Source organism: Streptomyces sp. NPDC094143, assembly GCF_040303825.1.
Classification (GTDB): domain Bacteria; phylum Actinomycetota; class Actinomycetes; order Streptomycetales; family Streptomycetaceae; genus Streptomyces.
Genome location: NZ_JBEOTZ010000046.1, coordinates 20,181 through 36,285, shown reverse-complemented (window position 1 = coordinate 36,285; position 16,105 = coordinate 20,181). Strand labels below are relative to the sequence as shown.

Here is a 16,105-nt window from a genome sequence, read left to right as displayed (position 1 = left end):
CCACGCGGACCAATCCCGACTACTTCCCGGGCGTCGAGCTCCCTCAGCGCGTGCGGGCCACCACGGACCCCGCCGAGGCCGCCGCGGACGCCGACTTCACGGTCCTGTCGGTCCCCTCGCAGACCCTGCGCGGCAACCTCGCCGAGTGGACCCCGCTGCTCGCCCCGGACACGGTCCTCGTGTCGCTGATGAAGGGCGTCGAACTCGGCTCGGCGATGCGGATGAGCGAGGTCATCGACGACGTCGCCAAGGTCGGCCCGGACCGGATCGCCGTGGTCACCGGACCCAACCTGGCCCGGGAGATCGCCGCGCGGATGCCGGCCGCGGCCGTGGTCGCCTGCACCGACGAGGCCGTCGCCCAGCGGCTCCAGGCCGCCTGCCACACGCCCTACTTCCGCCCGTACACCAACACGGACGTGGTGGGTTGCGAACTCGGCGGAGCCGTGAAGAACGTCATCGGCCTCGCCGTCGGCATCGCGGACGGCATGGGGCTCGGCGACAACGCCAAGGGCTCGCTCATCACCCGCGGTCTCGCCGAGACCACCCGCCTCGGCATGGCCCTCGGCGCCGACCCGCTGACCTTCTCCGGTCTCGCGGGCCTGGGCGACCTGGTGGCCACCTGCTCCTCGCCGCTGTCGCGCAACCACACCTTCGGCACCAACCTCGGCAAGGGCATGACCCTGCAGGAGACCATCGCGGTCACCAAGCAGACCGCCGAGGGCGTCAAGTCCTGCGAGTCGGTGCTGGACCTGGCCCGCAGGCACGGCGTCGACATGCCGATCACGGAGACGGTCGTCGGCATCGTGCACGAGGGCAAGCCTCCGGTGGTCGCCCTCAAGGAGCTGATGTCGCGCAGCGCGAAGCCCGAACGACGCTGAGCGACGCGACGCCGGCGGCGCTGTCTCCGGGCCCTACCAACGGGTACTCTCATCGCGATATGAGCACCGAGAACCTCCCCCAGAGCCCCGAGCAGCCGCCTCGCAAACCGCGTGTGGCCGTCGTGTTCGGCGGGCGCAGCTCCGAACACGGGATCTCCGTGGTCACCGCCGGAGCCGTCCTCAAGGCCATCGACCGGACCAAGTACGACGTCCTCCCGATCGGCATCACCCAGGACGGCCGTTGGGCGCTCACGGCGGACGAGCCGGAGCGGATGGCGATCGTCGACCGGCGCCCGCCGAGCGTCGACTCGCTCGCCGAGTCGGCCGAGGGCGCGGTGATCCTCCCGGTCGACCCCGCCGACCGCGAAGTGGTCTACAGCGAGCCGGGATCGGTGCCCAAGGCGCTCGGCGAGGTCGACGTGGTCTTCCCGGTGCTGCACGGTCCGTACGGCGAGGACGGCACCCTGCAGGGCCTGCTGGAGCTCTCCGGCGTCCCGTACGTGGGGTCCGGTGTGCTCGCCTCGGCCGTCGGCCAGGACAAGGAGTACATGAAGCGGGTGTTCACCTCCTTCGGGCTGAAGGTGGGCCCGTACCTGGTGATCCGGCCGCGCGAGTGGGCCCTGGACGAGTCCGCGGCCCGCAAGAAGATCGTCGACTTCGCCGGCGAGCACGGCTGGCCGTTGTTCGTGAAGCCCTCCCGTGCCGGTTCGTCGATCGGCATCACCAAGGTCGACGACCTCTCCGGCCTGGACGAGGCGATCGCCGAGGCGCAGCGCCACGACCCCAAGATCCTGGTGGAGGCGGCCCTGCGCGGCCGCGAGATCGAGTGCGGCGTCCTGGAGTTCGAGGACGGCCCCCGGGCCTCCCTGCCCGCGGAGATCCCCCCGCCCGAGACGCAGGCGTACTACGACTTCGAGGCCAAGTACATCGACTCCACGCCCGGGATCGTGCCGGCGCCGCTGACGCCCGAGGAGACGGCCGAGGTCCAGCGCCTGGCGGTCGACGCGTTCGAGGCGGCCTCCTGCGAGGGCCTGGTCCGCGCGGACTTCTTCCTCACCGAGGACGGCGAGTTCGTGATCAACGAGATCAACACGATGCCCGGCTTCACGCCCATCTCGATGTACCCGCAGATGTGGCAGGCGAGCGGGGTGAGCTACCCGGAGCTGATCGACCGGTTGGTGCAGGCGGCGCTGCGCCGTTCGACGGGCCTGCGCTGAGGCCGCTCGGCCGACGGCCGGCAGGTGATCAGGAGGCGATCCCCGAGGGGATCGCCTTTTTCACGGCCGGAGCCAGATCGATCAGGACACCGGAACTGTCCACGCCCTCCGGCACCTGCACCTCGACGTAGGCCTCGCGGTTGGCGGTCGTGAACCGGTGTCCGTCGCCCTGCTTCTCCATCAGCCAGTCCACCCCGTTCACGCCGCCGGCGACGGCCTCCGCGTCCCGCCCCTCGGCCACCTTCGGATCGACCATCTTCGGCGGCTGCGGCACACCGCAGCGAAGTATGATCGCCGGGCTGCCCCAGCCGGCCGTCAGCGCCGACGCGGGCTCGGGGTCCTCGCGGCGCTCACCGCCCACCTTCGCGGGCAGTACCTTGTCCAGGTTCCGGCACAGTTCCGTGACCCCGGCGTCCGGACTGGGAACCGCCGCCGACGCGCTGTCGTCTGCTGAGGAGCAGCCCGCGGCAGTGATCAACAGCGCGAGAGCGGGCAGGCTGAACAGGCTGAAGACACGACGGTGCCGGGGACGGAAAGAGTTCACCGGCACAGGGTAGACGGGGGCTACAGATGGACGACCGGGCAGGTCAGGGTGCGGGTGATGCCGTCCACCTGCTGGACCTTGGCGACCACCATGCGACCGAGGTCGTCGACGGTGTCGGCCTGGGCCCGCACGATCACGTCGTACGGTCCCGTGACGTCCTCGGCCTGGATGACCCCAGGGATCTTGCTGATCGTCTCGGCGACGGTCGACGCCTTGCCGACCTCCGTCTGGATCAGGATGTACGCCTGTACCACGGAACCTCCAGGGCGGCCACGAGGATCATGTGGGGAAAAGGAACGCCACGGTATCGCGTTGCCGCTCGCCGCGGGGAGACCTGCGGATACCGGGTCTTGCGCGCCGGGGCGCAGGTCCGGCAGAACGTGACGGTCACCTCGACCGTAGCGAGGACCGAGATGCCCCGCGACCGGGCACGGACAGGGACAGAAGGGGAGAAAGGGCAATGAAGGGCACTGTTGGTGAGCTCGGTGAGTTCGGGCTCATCAGGGAGCTCACCTCCCGTCTGACCACCACCCCGGCGGTCCGGGTCGGCCCCGGCGACGACGCCGCCGTGGTGGCCGCCCCCGACCGCAGGGTCGTGGCGAGCACGGACATCCTGGTGGAGGGCCGGCACTTCCGCCGGGACTGGTCGACGGCCTACGACGTGGGCCGCAAGGCCGCCGCGCAGAACCTCGCCGACATCGCCGCCATGGGCGCCGTGCCGACCGCGCTGCTGCTCGGCCTGGTCGTCCCGGCCGAGCTGCCGGTGACATGGCCGAGCGAGCTGATGGACGGCCTGCGCGACGAGTGCCAGGTGGCGGGTGCCGCCGTGGTCGGCGGGGACGTCGTACGCGGCGACTCGATCGTGGTGTCGATCACCGCGCTGGGCGATCTGCGCAACCAGGAGCCGGTGACGCGGGCGGGCGCGCAGCCCGGCGATCTCGTCGCCGTGACGGGTTGGCTGGGCTGGTCGGCGGCCGGGTACGCGGTGCTGTCCCGGGGGTTCCGCTCGCCGCGGGCGTTCGTGGAGGCCCACCGGAGGCCCGAGCCGCCCTACCACGCGGGTCCGGCCGCGGCCGGGCTCGGGGCGACCGCCATGTGCGACGTCAGCGACGGGCTGATCGCCGACCTGGGGCACATCGCCGAGGCGAGCAAGGTGCGCATCGACATCCGCTCCCAGGCGATCGACATCCCCTCCCAGATGAACGACATCGGGCAGGCCGTCGGGGTCGACCCGATGCAGTGGGTGCTGACCGGGGGAGAGGACCACGCGATCGTGGCGACCTTCCCGCCGGACGTGAAGCTGCCCGCCCGCTGGAAGGTCATCGGTGAGGTCCTCAACCCCTCGGCGCTGCCCCAGGTGACGGTCGACGGGGCGCCGTGGACCAGCAAGGGCGGCTGGGACCACTTCGGGGACGTGGAGCCGTGATCCCCACCGTCCTCACGGTCGCGGGCTCCGACTCCGGGGGCGGCGCGGGCATCCAGGCCGACCTGAAGACCATGCTCGCGCTCGGCGTCCACGGCATGAGCGTGATCACCGCCGTGACCGCGCAGAACTCGCTCGGTGTGCAGGGTGCCTGGGAGCTGCCCGTGGAGGCCGTGCGGGCCCAGTACCGCAGCGTCGTGGACGACATCGGCGTCCGGGCGGTCAAGACCGGCATGCTCGCCTCGGCGGAACTGGTCGAGGCGGTCGCCGAGTTGATCGCCGGAACGGACGCCCCGGCGGTCGTCGACCCGGTCGGTGTCTCCAAGCACGGCGACTCCCTGCTCGCCGCCTCCGCGCTGGACTCGGTCCGTACGAAGCTGCTGCCGGTGGCGACGGTCGCCACGCCCAACCTCGACGAGGTGGCCCAGCTGACGGGCGTGCGCGTCGAGTCGGAGCGGGAGATGCGGCGGGCCGCTGCCGCCGTGCTCGCCTACGGGCCGCGCTGGGCGCTGATCAAGGGCGGTCACCTCGCGGGGGACGCCGTGGACCTGCTCACGGACGGTTCCGAGGAGCACTGGCTGCGCGCGCCCCGGCATGACAACCGCCACACCCACGGCACCGGCTGCACCCTCGCCTCCGCGATCGCCGCGCGGCTGGCGAAGGGCGACTCGGTGCCGGCGGCGGTGGCGGCGGCCAAGGAGTACGTCACCGGGGCCGTCGCGGCCGGGTTCGCGCTCGGCGGGGGCATCGGGCCGGTGGACCACGGGTGGCGCTTCCGTCGCGGCGACTGACCGCTCCGGGCCGACTGCGCGGGGCGGGCCCGTCCGGGTACGCCAAAGAGCCGGTCCACCACGGTGGACCGGCTCTACAGCGAACCAGCAGTGGCCGCGCGCTAGCTGAGCGTCAGCGCGAGACCTTGCCGGCCTTGATGCACGAGGTGCAAGCGTTCACGCGCTTCGGCGTCCCGCCCACCACGGTACGCACACGCTGGATGTTCGGGTTCCAGCGGCGGGACGTACGGCGGTGCGAGTGCGAGATGTTGTTGCCGAAGCCCGGCCCCTTGCCGCAGACGTCGCAGTTGGCAGCCACGGGTCACTCCAAAGACTTCAGATGCACTTACGGTTAATCCCGGCATGCCGGGATCGAGATCCTGTGGCTCCAGGGAGCCGGCGAGATCTGAGTGGCGCTGCCAGGGGGGAAAGCCCGATCAGATCGGGCAACCGGAGCAGCATACAACGGCTGCACCCGTACAAGAAAACTAGCACGGCAGCTCAGGGGTACGCCCCCCGCCCTCTTCCGGCGGGGACCGCCCCAAGGTCTACGCTGCGAGCCACGTCCAGCAGCTCAGGGAGGCGCGGTGGCGCAGGTGCCGCAGACATTCTTCGATGCTCTCGCGGTGCGCACCTGGTGCGGTCTCGCGCTCGAGACGCTGGGGCGGGCGCGTGAGGAGATCGACGCGATCAACGTCTACCCGGTGGCGGACGGCGACACCGGCACGAACCTGTACCTGACCGTGGAATCCGCGGTCGCGGCCGTCGAGGCGGTGTTCGCCGGGCACGCGGCGGGCTCGCCGGGCGCCGGCGATCCTGCTCCGCAGGGGCCGACCCTGTCCGACGCGGTCCGCGCGATGGCCCACGGGGCGCTGATCGGCGCCCGCGGCAACTCCGGCACGATCCTCGCCCAGCTGCTGCGCGGCATGGCCCAGGTGCTGGCCGACGACGCGAGCGCGCACGCCGACGGCCGGGGCCTGCGGCGCGCCCTGCGGCACGCGGCCGACTCCGCCCGCCAGGCCGTGGCCCGTCCCGTGGAGGGCACCGTCCTCACGGTCGCCTCGGCCGCCGCGGACGCCGCGGGCGGTGCCGAGGGCGACTGCGGGAGGGTGGCCCGGGCCGCGTACGAGGGAGCCCGGCGGGCCCTCGCCGCGACCCCGGACCAGCTGCCCGTGCTGGAACGCGCGGGCGTGGTCGACGCGGGCGGGCGGGGGCTGGTGGCGGTGCTCGGGGCGCTGGTGGAGACGTTCACGGGGGAGCGGCCGCGCGGGCCGGTGGCGAGCGGGGGGCGGGTCCCTGAGGCGAGCGGCGCCCGCGTGCCGGGGGCCCGCGGGGACGGGGAGCCGGTCGGGACGAGGCCAGGGGCGGCGCCCGGGGTGGGGGCCGAGGGCCCGCCAGGGAGCCTGGCGGGTGACGTGCCCGAGGGTTCGCCGGGAGGGTTGTCGGGCGGGGTGCCCAGGGGTTCGCTGGGGGCGGCGCCCGGGGTGAGGGCCGAGGGTTCGCCAGGGAGCCTGGCGGGTGACGTGCCCGAGGGTTCGCCGGAGACGCTGGCGGGTGACGTGCCCGAGGGTTCGCCGGGAGGGTTGTCGGGCGGGGTGCCCAGGGGTTCGCTGGGGGCGGCGCCCGGGGTGAGGGCCGAGGGTTCGCCAGGGAGCCTGGCGGGTGACGTGCCCGAGGGTTCGCCGGAGACGCTGGCGGGTGACGTGCCCGAGGGTTCGCCGGGAGGGTTGTCGGGCGGGGTGCCCAGGGGTTCGCTGGGGGCGGCGCCCGGGGTGGGGGTCGACGGTTCGCCGGAGGCGCTGTCGGGTGAGGTGTCCGCCTCGGTGTCGGAGGGGTCGCCTGGAACGTCCGGGCCGGGGGTCAGCGTCGGGGGGGTCGGTCCGGGGGCGTCCGGTGGGTCGGGTCGCACGGCGGACGCGGGGCACGCGCGCGTGGAGCCGGCCGGTGACGCCGTCCCGGTCTGTGCGCACCCCGACGAGGGCACCGGCTCCGCCGCCGTGCCCGAGCAGGACGGCCCCGCCTTCGAGGTGATCTACCTCTTGGAGGCCGAGGACGCGGCCGTCGCGCGGTTGCGGCGACGGCTCGACGCCCTCGGGGACTCCCTGGTCGTGGTCGGCGGCGACGGACTGTGGAACGTGCACGTCCATGTCGACGACGCGGGTGCCGCCGTCGAGGCCGGAATCGAGGCCGGGCGCCCTTACCGGATCCGGATCACGCACTTCGGCGTCGGTGACGCGCACACCACGGGCGCCGAGCGCGCGCCCCGGGAGCGGGCGCAGCGCGCTGTCGTCGCCGTCGTGCCGGGCGAGGGCCTGGCCGGGCTGTACGCCGAGGCCGGCGCGACCACCGTGCTCGCCCGCCCCGGGGAGCCGCCCGCCAGCGGCGAGCTCGTCCAGGCCGTACGGCGGGCCCACGCGCGCGAGGTCGTGCTGCTGCCGAACGACGCCGAGCTGCGCCACACCGCCGCGGCGGCCGCCGAGCAGGTCCGCACGGAGGGCGTCCGCGTCGCCCTCATCCCGACCCGCTCGGCGATCCAGGGCATCGCGGCGCTCGCCGTGCACGAGCCGGAGCGCCGCTTCGACGAGGACGTCGTCTCGATGACCTCGGCCGCCGGCGCCACCCGCTACGCCGAGGTCACCGTCGCCGAGGCGCAGTCCTGGACGATGGCCGGCATCTGCCAGGCCGGTGACGTCCTCGGCCTGATCGACGGTGACGTGGCCGTGATCGGCTCGGACGTCACCGCCACCGCCGAGGCCGTCCTGGACCGGATGCTCGCGGCCGGGGGCGAGATGGTCACGCTGGTCCTCGGCGACGACGTCCCCGACGCCGTCGGCGAGCATCTGGAGGGCCGGGTCCGCGAGGGGTATCTCGCCGTCGACACGGTCGTGTACCGGGGCGGACGGCAGGGGGCCCTGCTCCTCATCGGCGTCGAATAGGCCCGGCGAGCCGGGTGCCGAGGGCTTCAGGCCCGGTCCTCCGCCGCGCTTCAGTCCCCGTCCTCCGCCGCGACGCGGAGCAGGTGCTCGGCTTCCGCCCGCCGGGCCCGGACCGCCTCGCCGGAAGCGTCGTCGACCGCCTCCTCACGGCCCGTGCCCCCGGCGCCCGTCCCGTCGTGAGCCTCGTACGCCGCCAGCACCGCACGCGCGCGTGCCCTCGCCTCGGTGAGGCGGCCCAGCTCGATCTCCAGCCATCCCGCGGTCAGTTCGGCGGCGGTGCGGCTGTGCAGGGCGCCGTCCCCGAGGGTGGCGAACACCTCGGCCGACCGCAGCAGTTGGGCCAGGGCCTCCTCCAACAGGGCCGGGGGCGGGGCATCGGCGTCGCCCTCGGCGGCGGACCGGGCCAGCAGGTCACCGAACTGACGGTGGGTGTGGCCGAGTTCTTCGGCGAACCCCTGCCGGGACGCCTCGTCGGCCGCCGCGTCCCGCGCGGTCTCGCACTCCCGGAGCGCCTCCGCCATGAGCAGGCGCGCCGCGGCCGTCCCTTCCTGCGTGCGCAACGCAAGCCAGGCGCGGGCGCGCAGGGAGCGGACCAGGCCACGGGGGTTGCCGAGTGTCCGCCACAGGTCGCCCGCGCGCGTGTAGGCCCGCTCCGCCTCGGCGGCCAGTCCCGCCTGCCCGAGGGACTCCCCGGCCAGGTGCGCCAGGGTCGCGTGGTCGTGCTGCTCGGGCCAGGTGCGGGCGATCTCGGCGGCCTGCAGGCGCCGTTCGGCGGCCGCGCGGTGCTCGCCGAGTTCGCTCAGGCAGTCGCCGAGCCACCACATCGTCTGCACGACCGCCCCGTCGCCGTGCGTCTCGGCGGTCAGGTCGGGCAGCGCCGACTCCAGCACCTCCGCCGCCTCGGCCCACCGTCCCCGCCGCAGCAGGAACCCACCGAGCTGCTGCCGCGCCCAGGCGCCGAGGGTGGCGCTCTCGCCCGCCTCGTCGGCCCAGTGCGCGGCCTCCAGGGCGTGCTGCGCGGCCTCCACGACCTCGTCCCGGCCACCGAGGAGCTCGGCGAGCTGGAGGTGCAGCTGGGCCCGCCCGGGCGCCTCCAACTGCGCTCCTCCGTGCTCCAGGGCCGCCCGCAGCGCCCGTTCCGCCTCGGCCGTGTCGCCGAGGTGGTGCGCGAGGGACGCAAGCCGGGCCTCGTACTCCACGGCGAACCAGGGCAGGCCCGCCGCGACGAACGCCGCCGCGCCCCGCGCGAACAGCTCCACGGCCGCCGCCAGGTCTCCCCGCAGCCCCGCCAGCTCGGCGAGCATCGCCTGCGCCTCGGCGGCCCGCGCGGCCAGCCGCACGTCCTGACCGGTGCGCCCGTCGACGAGCGCCAGGACCTCGCGCACGGCTGCCTCGGCCGCGCCGTGCACCGCCTTTGCCCCGGGCCCCTCCGCCGCGTGTGCCCGGCGCAGCAGGACCCGCGCCCGGCCCATCAGCACGGCCGCCGTCTGCCGCGTCCCCGTGCCGCCGTCGGCGTACAGCGCGAGGACCTCCTCGTACGGCCCCTGCACGGCCGCGACCGCCTGGGCGACGTCGCCTCCCAGAGCACGCACGTACGCCGCACGCGTGCGTGCCGCCAGGGCCTCGCCCGGGTCGCCGGCCTCCGCGTACAGCCCGGCGGCCCGTTCGAAGAGCGCGGCACCCGCCGGGCCGAGGCCCATCGCCTCGTGGTCGGCTATCTCGGCCCGGTCGCGCGGGTCCAGCTCGACGCCCTCGGCCGCCCGGGCGGCCGCCGCCCAGGCCTCCATGGCGTGCGGTTGCAGGTGGTCCGACAGCCGCCGTGCCTCGGCCAGCAGGGCGGGCAGGTCCGGCTGCCCGGCGACGGGAGCCGGGACCGGCGGGGGAGCGGGCGCCGGAGCCGGCCCGACCGACCGCACCCCCAGCGGCAGCCGATCGGCCAGCGGCTTCCGCGCCATACGCGCGCGTGCCCGCTCGCCGACGTGGATCGTGCCGTTGCGCTCGTCGAAGCGGGCCGCCAGCGCGAGGGCCTCGGCACGCGCGTGTGCGGCCAGTTCCCGGGCGGTCCACTCCCGGCCGGCCGGGCCCGGCACCCGCCGGTCGCCGAGACCGAGCCCGGTGAGGCGGTCCATGAGCAGGGTCACCACGCTCAGGAAGTCCAGCTTGCTCTGCGGCTGCCCGTCGTCCGTGAAGTACGCCGGCCGCTCCGCGAGCAGTTCGAGCCCCCTCGCCTCGTTGCCGGTCAGCGCGCAGAACTCCACGTGCTCCGCGTAGGCACCGCGCATGCTCTCCATCGCCCGTACGAGCCGGAAGCCCCGCAGATGGTTGGCCCGGGCCTCGTCCCGGCGGCCCAGCCGCAGCAGCGGCACCAGGGAGGACGCCAGGACCGTGTGCGGCTCGTGGGCGCAGGTGTACCGGCCCTCCAGCACCGGCCGCCACAGCTCCAGGGCCTCCTCGTCCCGCCCCAGCTCGGCCTGCCACCAGCCCTGCGCGTGCAGCTCGCACGCGTGACAGTCGGACATGGCGTCCCGGTCGGCGGCCAGCCACGCGGCGTACGCCCGCTCCGCGCGCGCCACGTCCCCGACATGCGCGGCCACACTGTGCTCGGCGCTGCGCACGGCCCCCTCGGAGTACCCGGCGAGCCGGTAGCGGCGCTCCATCTCGCCGAGCCATTCCTCGATCGACGCGAGCGGGATGTGCGGCTGGTCGAGCATGCCGGACGACACCCACTTGAAGACCCAGTGCAGGGAGTGCGCCTCGAACTCGTCGAAATCCTCGGGCCGTTCGTCCCACAGGCGCAGCAGCCGCGCGAAGGGGACGAACATCTTCCCCTTCTCGGAGCTGTAGTTGTAGACCTTCACCTGGTGGCCGAGCGCCTCGATCACGGCGAGCGGTACGTTCAACTGCTCGGCCGCCGCCAGCAGTTCCTCCGCGCGCGCGTTGCGGGCCGGTCCCTCCGGCCGCTCGGAGTTCTCCGCCATCGCCTCGCGCAGGGCGTCGAGGTCCGTGATCCCGCTCATGCCTGACCGTCCTCGCTGTGCGTGGCCCACTCCAGCAGACCGATGAACGCGCGGTTGAGCAGCGCCGAGTCGGCGGGTCTGAGCGGCCGCTGCGCCATCAGCAGTGCCTGCCCGTACAGCGACTCCGTTGCCGTGCCGATGAGCTCCGCGTCGGGCAGGGCGCTGATCCGCCGCACGAGCGGGTTGAGATGGTTCAGCACCAGACGCGCGCGGGGCGCGCTGCCGCGCAGGGACCCGAGGATGCCCGCCCACAGGTCGTCGGCCCGCGACTCGGCGTCCGCCCGGGCCTGCTCGTGCCGGGCGTCCCGGTCGTCGAGGTGCAGCGCGGGCACGGACAGCGGGTGGAACGCCCGCAGGACGACGTCACAGCCGAGCGGGTCGAGCCGGGCCCGCGCGGCGGCCAGGAAGCCGGACAGGGCCAGTTCCTCGGCCGGGTCGACCGCGTCCAGATGCGCGGTCACCGTCTCGGCGTCCAGCTCGGCGACCACGGTCCCCGGCCGCACCGACGGCAGCGCCTCCACCAGCTCGCCGTCGTACGTGTAACCGCCGTTGATCACGCCGATGCCCTGCGCGGACGCGATCGGCGCGACCTGCCGGTACTCCTCCACCGTCCGCGTGAAGTGCACCACCGGGTGCCGCTGCGCGAACTCCTCCAGCGACAGCCGCCCGTCGGTCGTCTCGAAGGGCAGCCACGGCAGCATCGTGCGCAGCATCTCCCGGTCGTGCCGGGCCAGGGACCTCACGCCCAGGTGGTGCACCGCCAGGAACGCGGCGAGCCGTTCCGGATCACCGGCCGCCAGCCCCGTCAGCCACGCGCGGATCCGCCCGCCCAGCGCCTCCCGCACGGCCGCCAGCGTCTCGTCCTCGTACAGCGCCTCGCGTGAGGCAGTCGGCCGCAGGCTGTCCGTGTCCAGCACGCAGCGCACGAAGAACGCCCAGTCGGGCAGCAGCTGTTCGGCCCGCTCGGTCAGCAGCATGCCCTTCAGGTGCACGCGATGCCCCGCGCGCCGCGCCGGGCTCACCGCGGCCGGCAGCACGTACGCCACCCCGCGGATGCCCGCCAGGGGCACGGACAGGTCGATCGTGTCCAGCGGCGCGAAGCCGAACAGGTCCTGGCAGTGGCGGGCCAGGGCGACCCGCCGGGCGGCCGGGCCCGGGTACGGGCGGTCCCAGGGGGCGGGCAGGTCGGTGACCGCCTCGTCGCCCACCCTGACGTCGTACGGCAGCAGCGAGCCGAAGTCCCGGGCCAGGGCCTCGACCCGCTCGGGCGCGAGCCACTCCGCGGCCCCGGCCCGGGCCACCAGGTGCACGGTGGTGCCCGGTTCGGGCCGCTCGGCGTCCGGCAGCGTCCGCACGGTGTACGAACCGTCGTCGGACGCCGTCCACTCCACCGGCGGCGCCCCGGGCGTACGGGCGCTGCGGCTGACCACCCGGATCCGCTCGGCGACGACGAAGCACGCCAGCAGGCCGATGCCGAACTGCCCGAGGAAGTCGGACCGGGCCTCCTGGAGCCCCTCGGCCCGCTTGGAGCTGCGCCCGATCGTGGCGAGCAGACTGTGCACGTCCGCCTCGGTGAGCCCCACGCCGGAGTCCTCGACGCGCAGCTCGCCGCCTGACGCGTACAGCCGGACCCGTGCCGGAGCGTCCGGTTCCGCCGCGCGTCTCGCGGTGATCGCGTCCACGGCGTTCTGCAGCAGCTCCCGCAGGTACACCTTGGGACTGGAGTAGAGGTGGTGGGAGAGCAGGTCCACCAGACCACGCAGGTCGACCTGGAACGTATGAGGTGACCGGGGTGACGGGGACGGCTGGGATGCCTGTGAGGTGTGGGAGTCCATCTTCACGGCGCCGGTGGGGGACTCGCGACGGCGCGGGGTCGGGCGGCCCCGAGGGAGCGGTGACCGCGAAAGAGGGCCGGGAGCGCGTCATCCTAGGCCCCGAACCACCCGTCTGACCAGGGATTCCGGGATCTTTACGACGATCCTGCCGGGGCCTGGAGGCCATTGTCAGTGGCGTGGTGTGCAATGGATCTCGTGCCCGCACTGGAAGAACCGCTGCAACAGCCACTGAAGTCGGTGCTCGGCCCCGCCACCGCGAAGGTGATGGCCGAGCACCTCGGCCTGCACACCGTCGGCGACCTCCTCCACCACTACCCGCGCAGATACGAGGAGCGCGGCCAGCTCACCCACCTCGCCGACCTCCCGATGGACGAGCACGTCACGGTGGTCGCCCAGGTCGCCGACGCCCGGTTGCACACCTTCGCCTCCGCCAAGGCCCCGCGGGGCAAGGGCCAGCGCCTGGAGGTCACGATCACCGACGGCAGCGGCCGCGTCCAGCTGGTCTTCTTCGGCAACGGCGTGCACAAGCCCCACAAGGAGCTCCTGCCGGGCACGCGCGCCATGTTCGCCGGCAAGGTCTCCGTCTTCAACCGTCGCCTGCAACTCGCCCACCCCGCCTACGAGTTGCTGCGCGGCGACCCCGACGAGCCCGGCACGTCCGTGGAGACCTGGGCGGGCGCCCTGATCCCGATCTACCCGGCCACCGCCAAGCTGGAGTCCTGGAAGATCGGCAAGGCACTCCAGACGGTCCTGCCCACGGCTCAGGAGGCCGCCGACCCGCTCCCGGAGAGTCTGCGCCGAGGCCGCGGCCTGATCCCGCTCCCCGAGGCCCTCCTCAAGATCCACCGCCCGCACACCAAGGCGGACATCGAGGACGCCCGCTCCCGTCTCAAGTGGGACGAGGCCTTCGTCCTCCAGGTCGCCCTCGCCCGCCGCCGCCACGCGGACGCCCAACTCCCCGCCGTCCCCCGCGAGCCGGCCCCCGACGGCCTCCTCACGGCCTTCGACGCCCGCCTGCCCTTCACGCTCACCGAAGGCCAGCAGCGCGTCTCCCGCGAGATCTTCGCCGACCTGGCCACGGACCACCCGATGCACCGGCTGCTGCAGGGCGAGGTCGGGTCGGGCAAGGCCCAGCCCCTCGACTCGCTGGTGCTCACGCCCACCGGCTTCCGTTCCATGGGGGATCTGCGGGTGGGCGACGAGGTGGTGGTGCCGGACGGGGACATCGCCCTGATCGACGGCGTCTTTCCTCAGGGCGAGCGCGATGTGTGGCGCCTGGTCCTGTCCGACGGGACTTCCGTCGAGTGCGACGACGAGCATCTCTGGATCGTCGGCACGAGCCGTGGCCGGCACCGTGGTCGGGCTCCCGAGGTCATGACGACCCGGGAGATCCGTCTCGACACGTTCGAGGCCGACGGGTCCTCGAAGTGGTACATCCCGCCGGCGAAGCCGGTCGATCTCGGCGGCGACGCCGGGCCGCCCCTCGACCCGTACCTGCTCGGGCTGCTGTTGGGGGACGGTTCGTTCCGGCACGATCTCCGTCTTTCCACCATCGACGACGCAATCCGTGATGCGGTAGCGGCGGCAGTGGCGCCCGAATGCCGGCTGGTGCCGGTGAAGGGATCGCACTGTGACTACACGATCCAGCTCGAACAGCGTGCCGGAGGCGTGCGCAACCCGGTGATCCAGGTCCTGCGCGAACTGGGCCTCTGGGGAAGGACGTCCCAAGAGACGTTCGTCCCTGAAACTTTCAAGAACGCTCCGATCAAGGACCGTCTCGCCGTGCTGCAGGGACTTCTGGACGCGGACGGCACTATCCAGGCCGACGGCATGGGTGTTTCCCTCCGCTCGGCTTCGCGCCGGCTCGCGGAGGACGTCGCATGGCTCGTACGTTCGCTGGGCGGCCATGCGCGAGTACGGCCGGATAAGGCCGCGTACGACGTGCAGGTGTCCCTGCCGGACGATCACGCCCCGTTCCGGCTCAGCCGCAAAGCGGAACGCGTGTGTCCGAGGCCGGAGTACAACTCGTTCCGACGCGGTATCCGGGCGGTCGAGTACGTGGGGCGTAAGCCCGTCCAGTGCATCAGCGTCGCCCACCCGAGCCATGCCTACGTCACCGACAACTTCACGGTCACGCACAACACCATGGTCGCCCTGCGCGCCATGCTCGCCGTCGTCGACTCCGGCGGGCAGGCCGCGATGCTCGCGCCCACCGAAGTGCTCGCCCAGCAGCACCACCGGTCGATCGTCGAGATGATGGGCGAGCTGGCCGAGGGCGGCATGCTGGGCGGGGCCGAGCAGGGCACCAAGGTCGTGCTGCTCACCGGCTCCATGGGCATGGCAGCCCGCCGTCAGGCGCTGCTCGACCTGGCCACCGGCGAGGCCGGCATCGTCATCGGCACGCACGCGCTGATCGAGGACAAGGTGCAGTTCCACGACCTGGGCCTGGTCGTCGTCGACGAGCAGCACCGCTTCGGCGTCGAGCAGCGCGACGCCCTGCGCGGCAAGGGCAGACAGCCCCCGCATCTGCTCGTCATGACGGCCACGCCCATCCCGCGCACGGTCGCCATGACGGTCTTCGGCGACCTGGAGACCTCCGTCCTCGACCAGCTCCCGGCCGGCCGCTCCCCGATCGCCAGCCATGTCGTCCCGGCCGCCGACAAGCCCCACTTCCTGGCCCGCGCCTGGGAGCGGGTCCGCGAGGAGGTGTCCAACGGCCACCAGGCGTACGTGGTCTGCCCCCGCATCGGCGACGAGGAGGACGACCCGAGGAAGTCCGGGAAGAAGAAGCCCGCGCAGTCCCCGGAGGACGCCGCCGAGAAGCGCCCGCCGCTCGCCGTCCTGGACGTGGCCGACCAGCTCTCCAAAGGCCCTTTGAAGGGTCTGCGCGTCGAGGTCCTGCACGGCCGCATGCACCCCGACGAGAAGGACGCCGTCATGCGCCGCTTCGCCGCCGGCGACACCGACGTCCTGGTCGCCACGACGGTCATCGAGGTCGGCGTGAACGTCCCCAACGCCACCGCCATGGTGATCATGGACGCCGACCGCTTCGGCGTCTCCCAGCTCCACCAGCTGCGCGGCCGCGTGGGCCGCGGCTCGGCCCCCGGCCTGTGCCTCCTGGTCACCGAGATGCCCGAGGCCAGTGCCGCCCGCCAGCGCCTGAACGCCGTGGCCGCCACGCTCGACGGCTTCGAGCTCTCCCGCATCGACCTCGAACAGCGCCGCGAGGGCGACGTTCTCGGCCAGGCCCAGTCGGGCGCCCGCACGAGCCTGAGGATGCTCGCGGTCATCGAGGACGAGGAGATCATCGCGGAGGCCAGGCAGGAGGCGACAGCCGTCGTCGCGAAGGACCCGGAGCTGACCGGCCTCCCGGCCCTCCGGACGGCCCTGGACGCCCTCCTGGACGAGGAGAGGGAGCAGTACCTGGAAAAGGGGTGAGGGTGACCGCCCCTCCGGCAGGGGCGCGGGGCTGTACCTCATATGCG

At 73.5% G+C, this 16,105-nt stretch carries 11 protein-coding genes; 6 read left to right on the top strand and 5 right to left on the bottom strand.

The genetic code is table 11. The annotated features are described in order from the left end of the window. Positions 1–878: NAD(P)H-dependent glycerol-3-phosphate dehydrogenase (locus ABTZ58_RS35390; RefSeq protein ID WP_351366078.1), on the top strand; the 878-nt coding region annotated here is incomplete at its 5' end. A gap of 59 nt (positions 879–937) precedes the next feature. Further along, a complete protein-coding gene (locus tag ABTZ58_RS35385; RefSeq protein ID WP_351366075.1) occupies positions 938–2,095 on the top strand; it encodes a D-alanine--D-alanine ligase family protein in 1,158 nt (385 codons plus the stop codon). 28 nt (positions 2,096–2,123) lie between these two features. Here the strand turns inward: ABTZ58_RS35385 and ABTZ58_RS35380 are convergent, their stop codons facing one another. Together ABTZ58_RS35380 and ABTZ58_RS35375 are read right to left on the bottom strand one after the other, a co-directional pair. Further along, positions 2,124–2,639, bottom strand: coding sequence for a DUF3515 domain-containing protein (locus ABTZ58_RS35380; protein WP_351366072.1), 516 nt, complete (start codon positions 2,637–2,639; stop codon positions 2,124–2,126). A 20-nt stretch (positions 2,640–2,659) separates the two neighbouring features. Next, on the bottom strand, positions 2,660–2,893 hold the full coding sequence (locus ABTZ58_RS35375) for an Lrp/AsnC family transcriptional regulator (protein WP_003997603.1): 234 nt from the start codon (positions 2,891–2,893) through the stop codon (positions 2,660–2,662). A 206-nt stretch (positions 2,894–3,099) separates the two neighbouring features. Between ABTZ58_RS35375 and ABTZ58_RS35370 the strand changes: the two genes are divergently transcribed. Continuing rightward, a complete protein-coding gene (locus tag ABTZ58_RS35370) occupies positions 3,100–4,065 on the top strand; it encodes a thiamine-phosphate kinase (RefSeq protein ID WP_351366069.1) in 966 nt (321 codons plus the stop codon). Beyond that, positions 4,062–4,853, top strand: a complete 792-nt coding sequence (gene thiD, locus ABTZ58_RS35365) for a bifunctional hydroxymethylpyrimidine kinase/phosphomethylpyrimidine kinase (RefSeq protein ID WP_351366066.1) — start codon at positions 4,062–4,064, stop codon at positions 4,851–4,853. The genes ABTZ58_RS35370 and thiD overlap by 4 nt, the downstream gene beginning before the upstream one ends. A 112-nt stretch (positions 4,854–4,965) precedes the next feature. Here the strand turns inward: thiD and rpmB are convergent, their stop codons facing one another. After that, positions 4,966–5,151, bottom strand: a complete 186-nt coding sequence (rpmB, locus tag ABTZ58_RS35360) for a 50S ribosomal protein L28 (protein ID WP_003993230.1) — start codon at positions 5,149–5,151, stop codon at positions 4,966–4,968. 268 nt (positions 5,152–5,419) lie between these two features. Here rpmB and ABTZ58_RS35355 point away from each other — a divergent pair, with 268 nt between their 5' ends. Next, on the top strand, positions 5,420–7,768 hold the full coding sequence (locus ABTZ58_RS35355) for a DAK2 domain-containing protein (RefSeq protein WP_351366063.1): 2,349 nt from the start codon (positions 5,420–5,422) through the stop codon (positions 7,766–7,768). A gap of 50 nt (positions 7,769–7,818) precedes the next feature. Here the strand turns inward: ABTZ58_RS35355 and ABTZ58_RS35350 are convergent, their stop codons facing one another. Next, complete coding sequence (locus tag ABTZ58_RS35350) at positions 7,819–10,785, bottom strand: tetratricopeptide repeat protein (protein WP_351366060.1); 2,967 nt, start codon at positions 10,783–10,785, stop codon at positions 7,819–7,821. Then, a complete protein-coding gene (locus ABTZ58_RS35345; RefSeq protein WP_351366083.1) occupies positions 10,782–12,620 on the bottom strand; it encodes an HSP90 family protein in 1,839 nt (612 codons plus the stop codon). The genes ABTZ58_RS35350 and ABTZ58_RS35345 overlap by 4 nt, the downstream gene beginning before the upstream one ends. Before the next feature lie 186 nt (positions 12,621–12,806). On the opposite strand from ABTZ58_RS35345, the gene ABTZ58_RS35340 reads away from it, so the two are divergent. Then, positions 12,807–16,058, top strand: a complete 3,252-nt coding sequence (locus ABTZ58_RS35340) for a helicase-related protein (RefSeq protein ID WP_351366057.1) — start codon at positions 12,807–12,809, stop codon at positions 16,056–16,058. Positions 16,059–16,105: the final 47 nt, after the last annotated feature.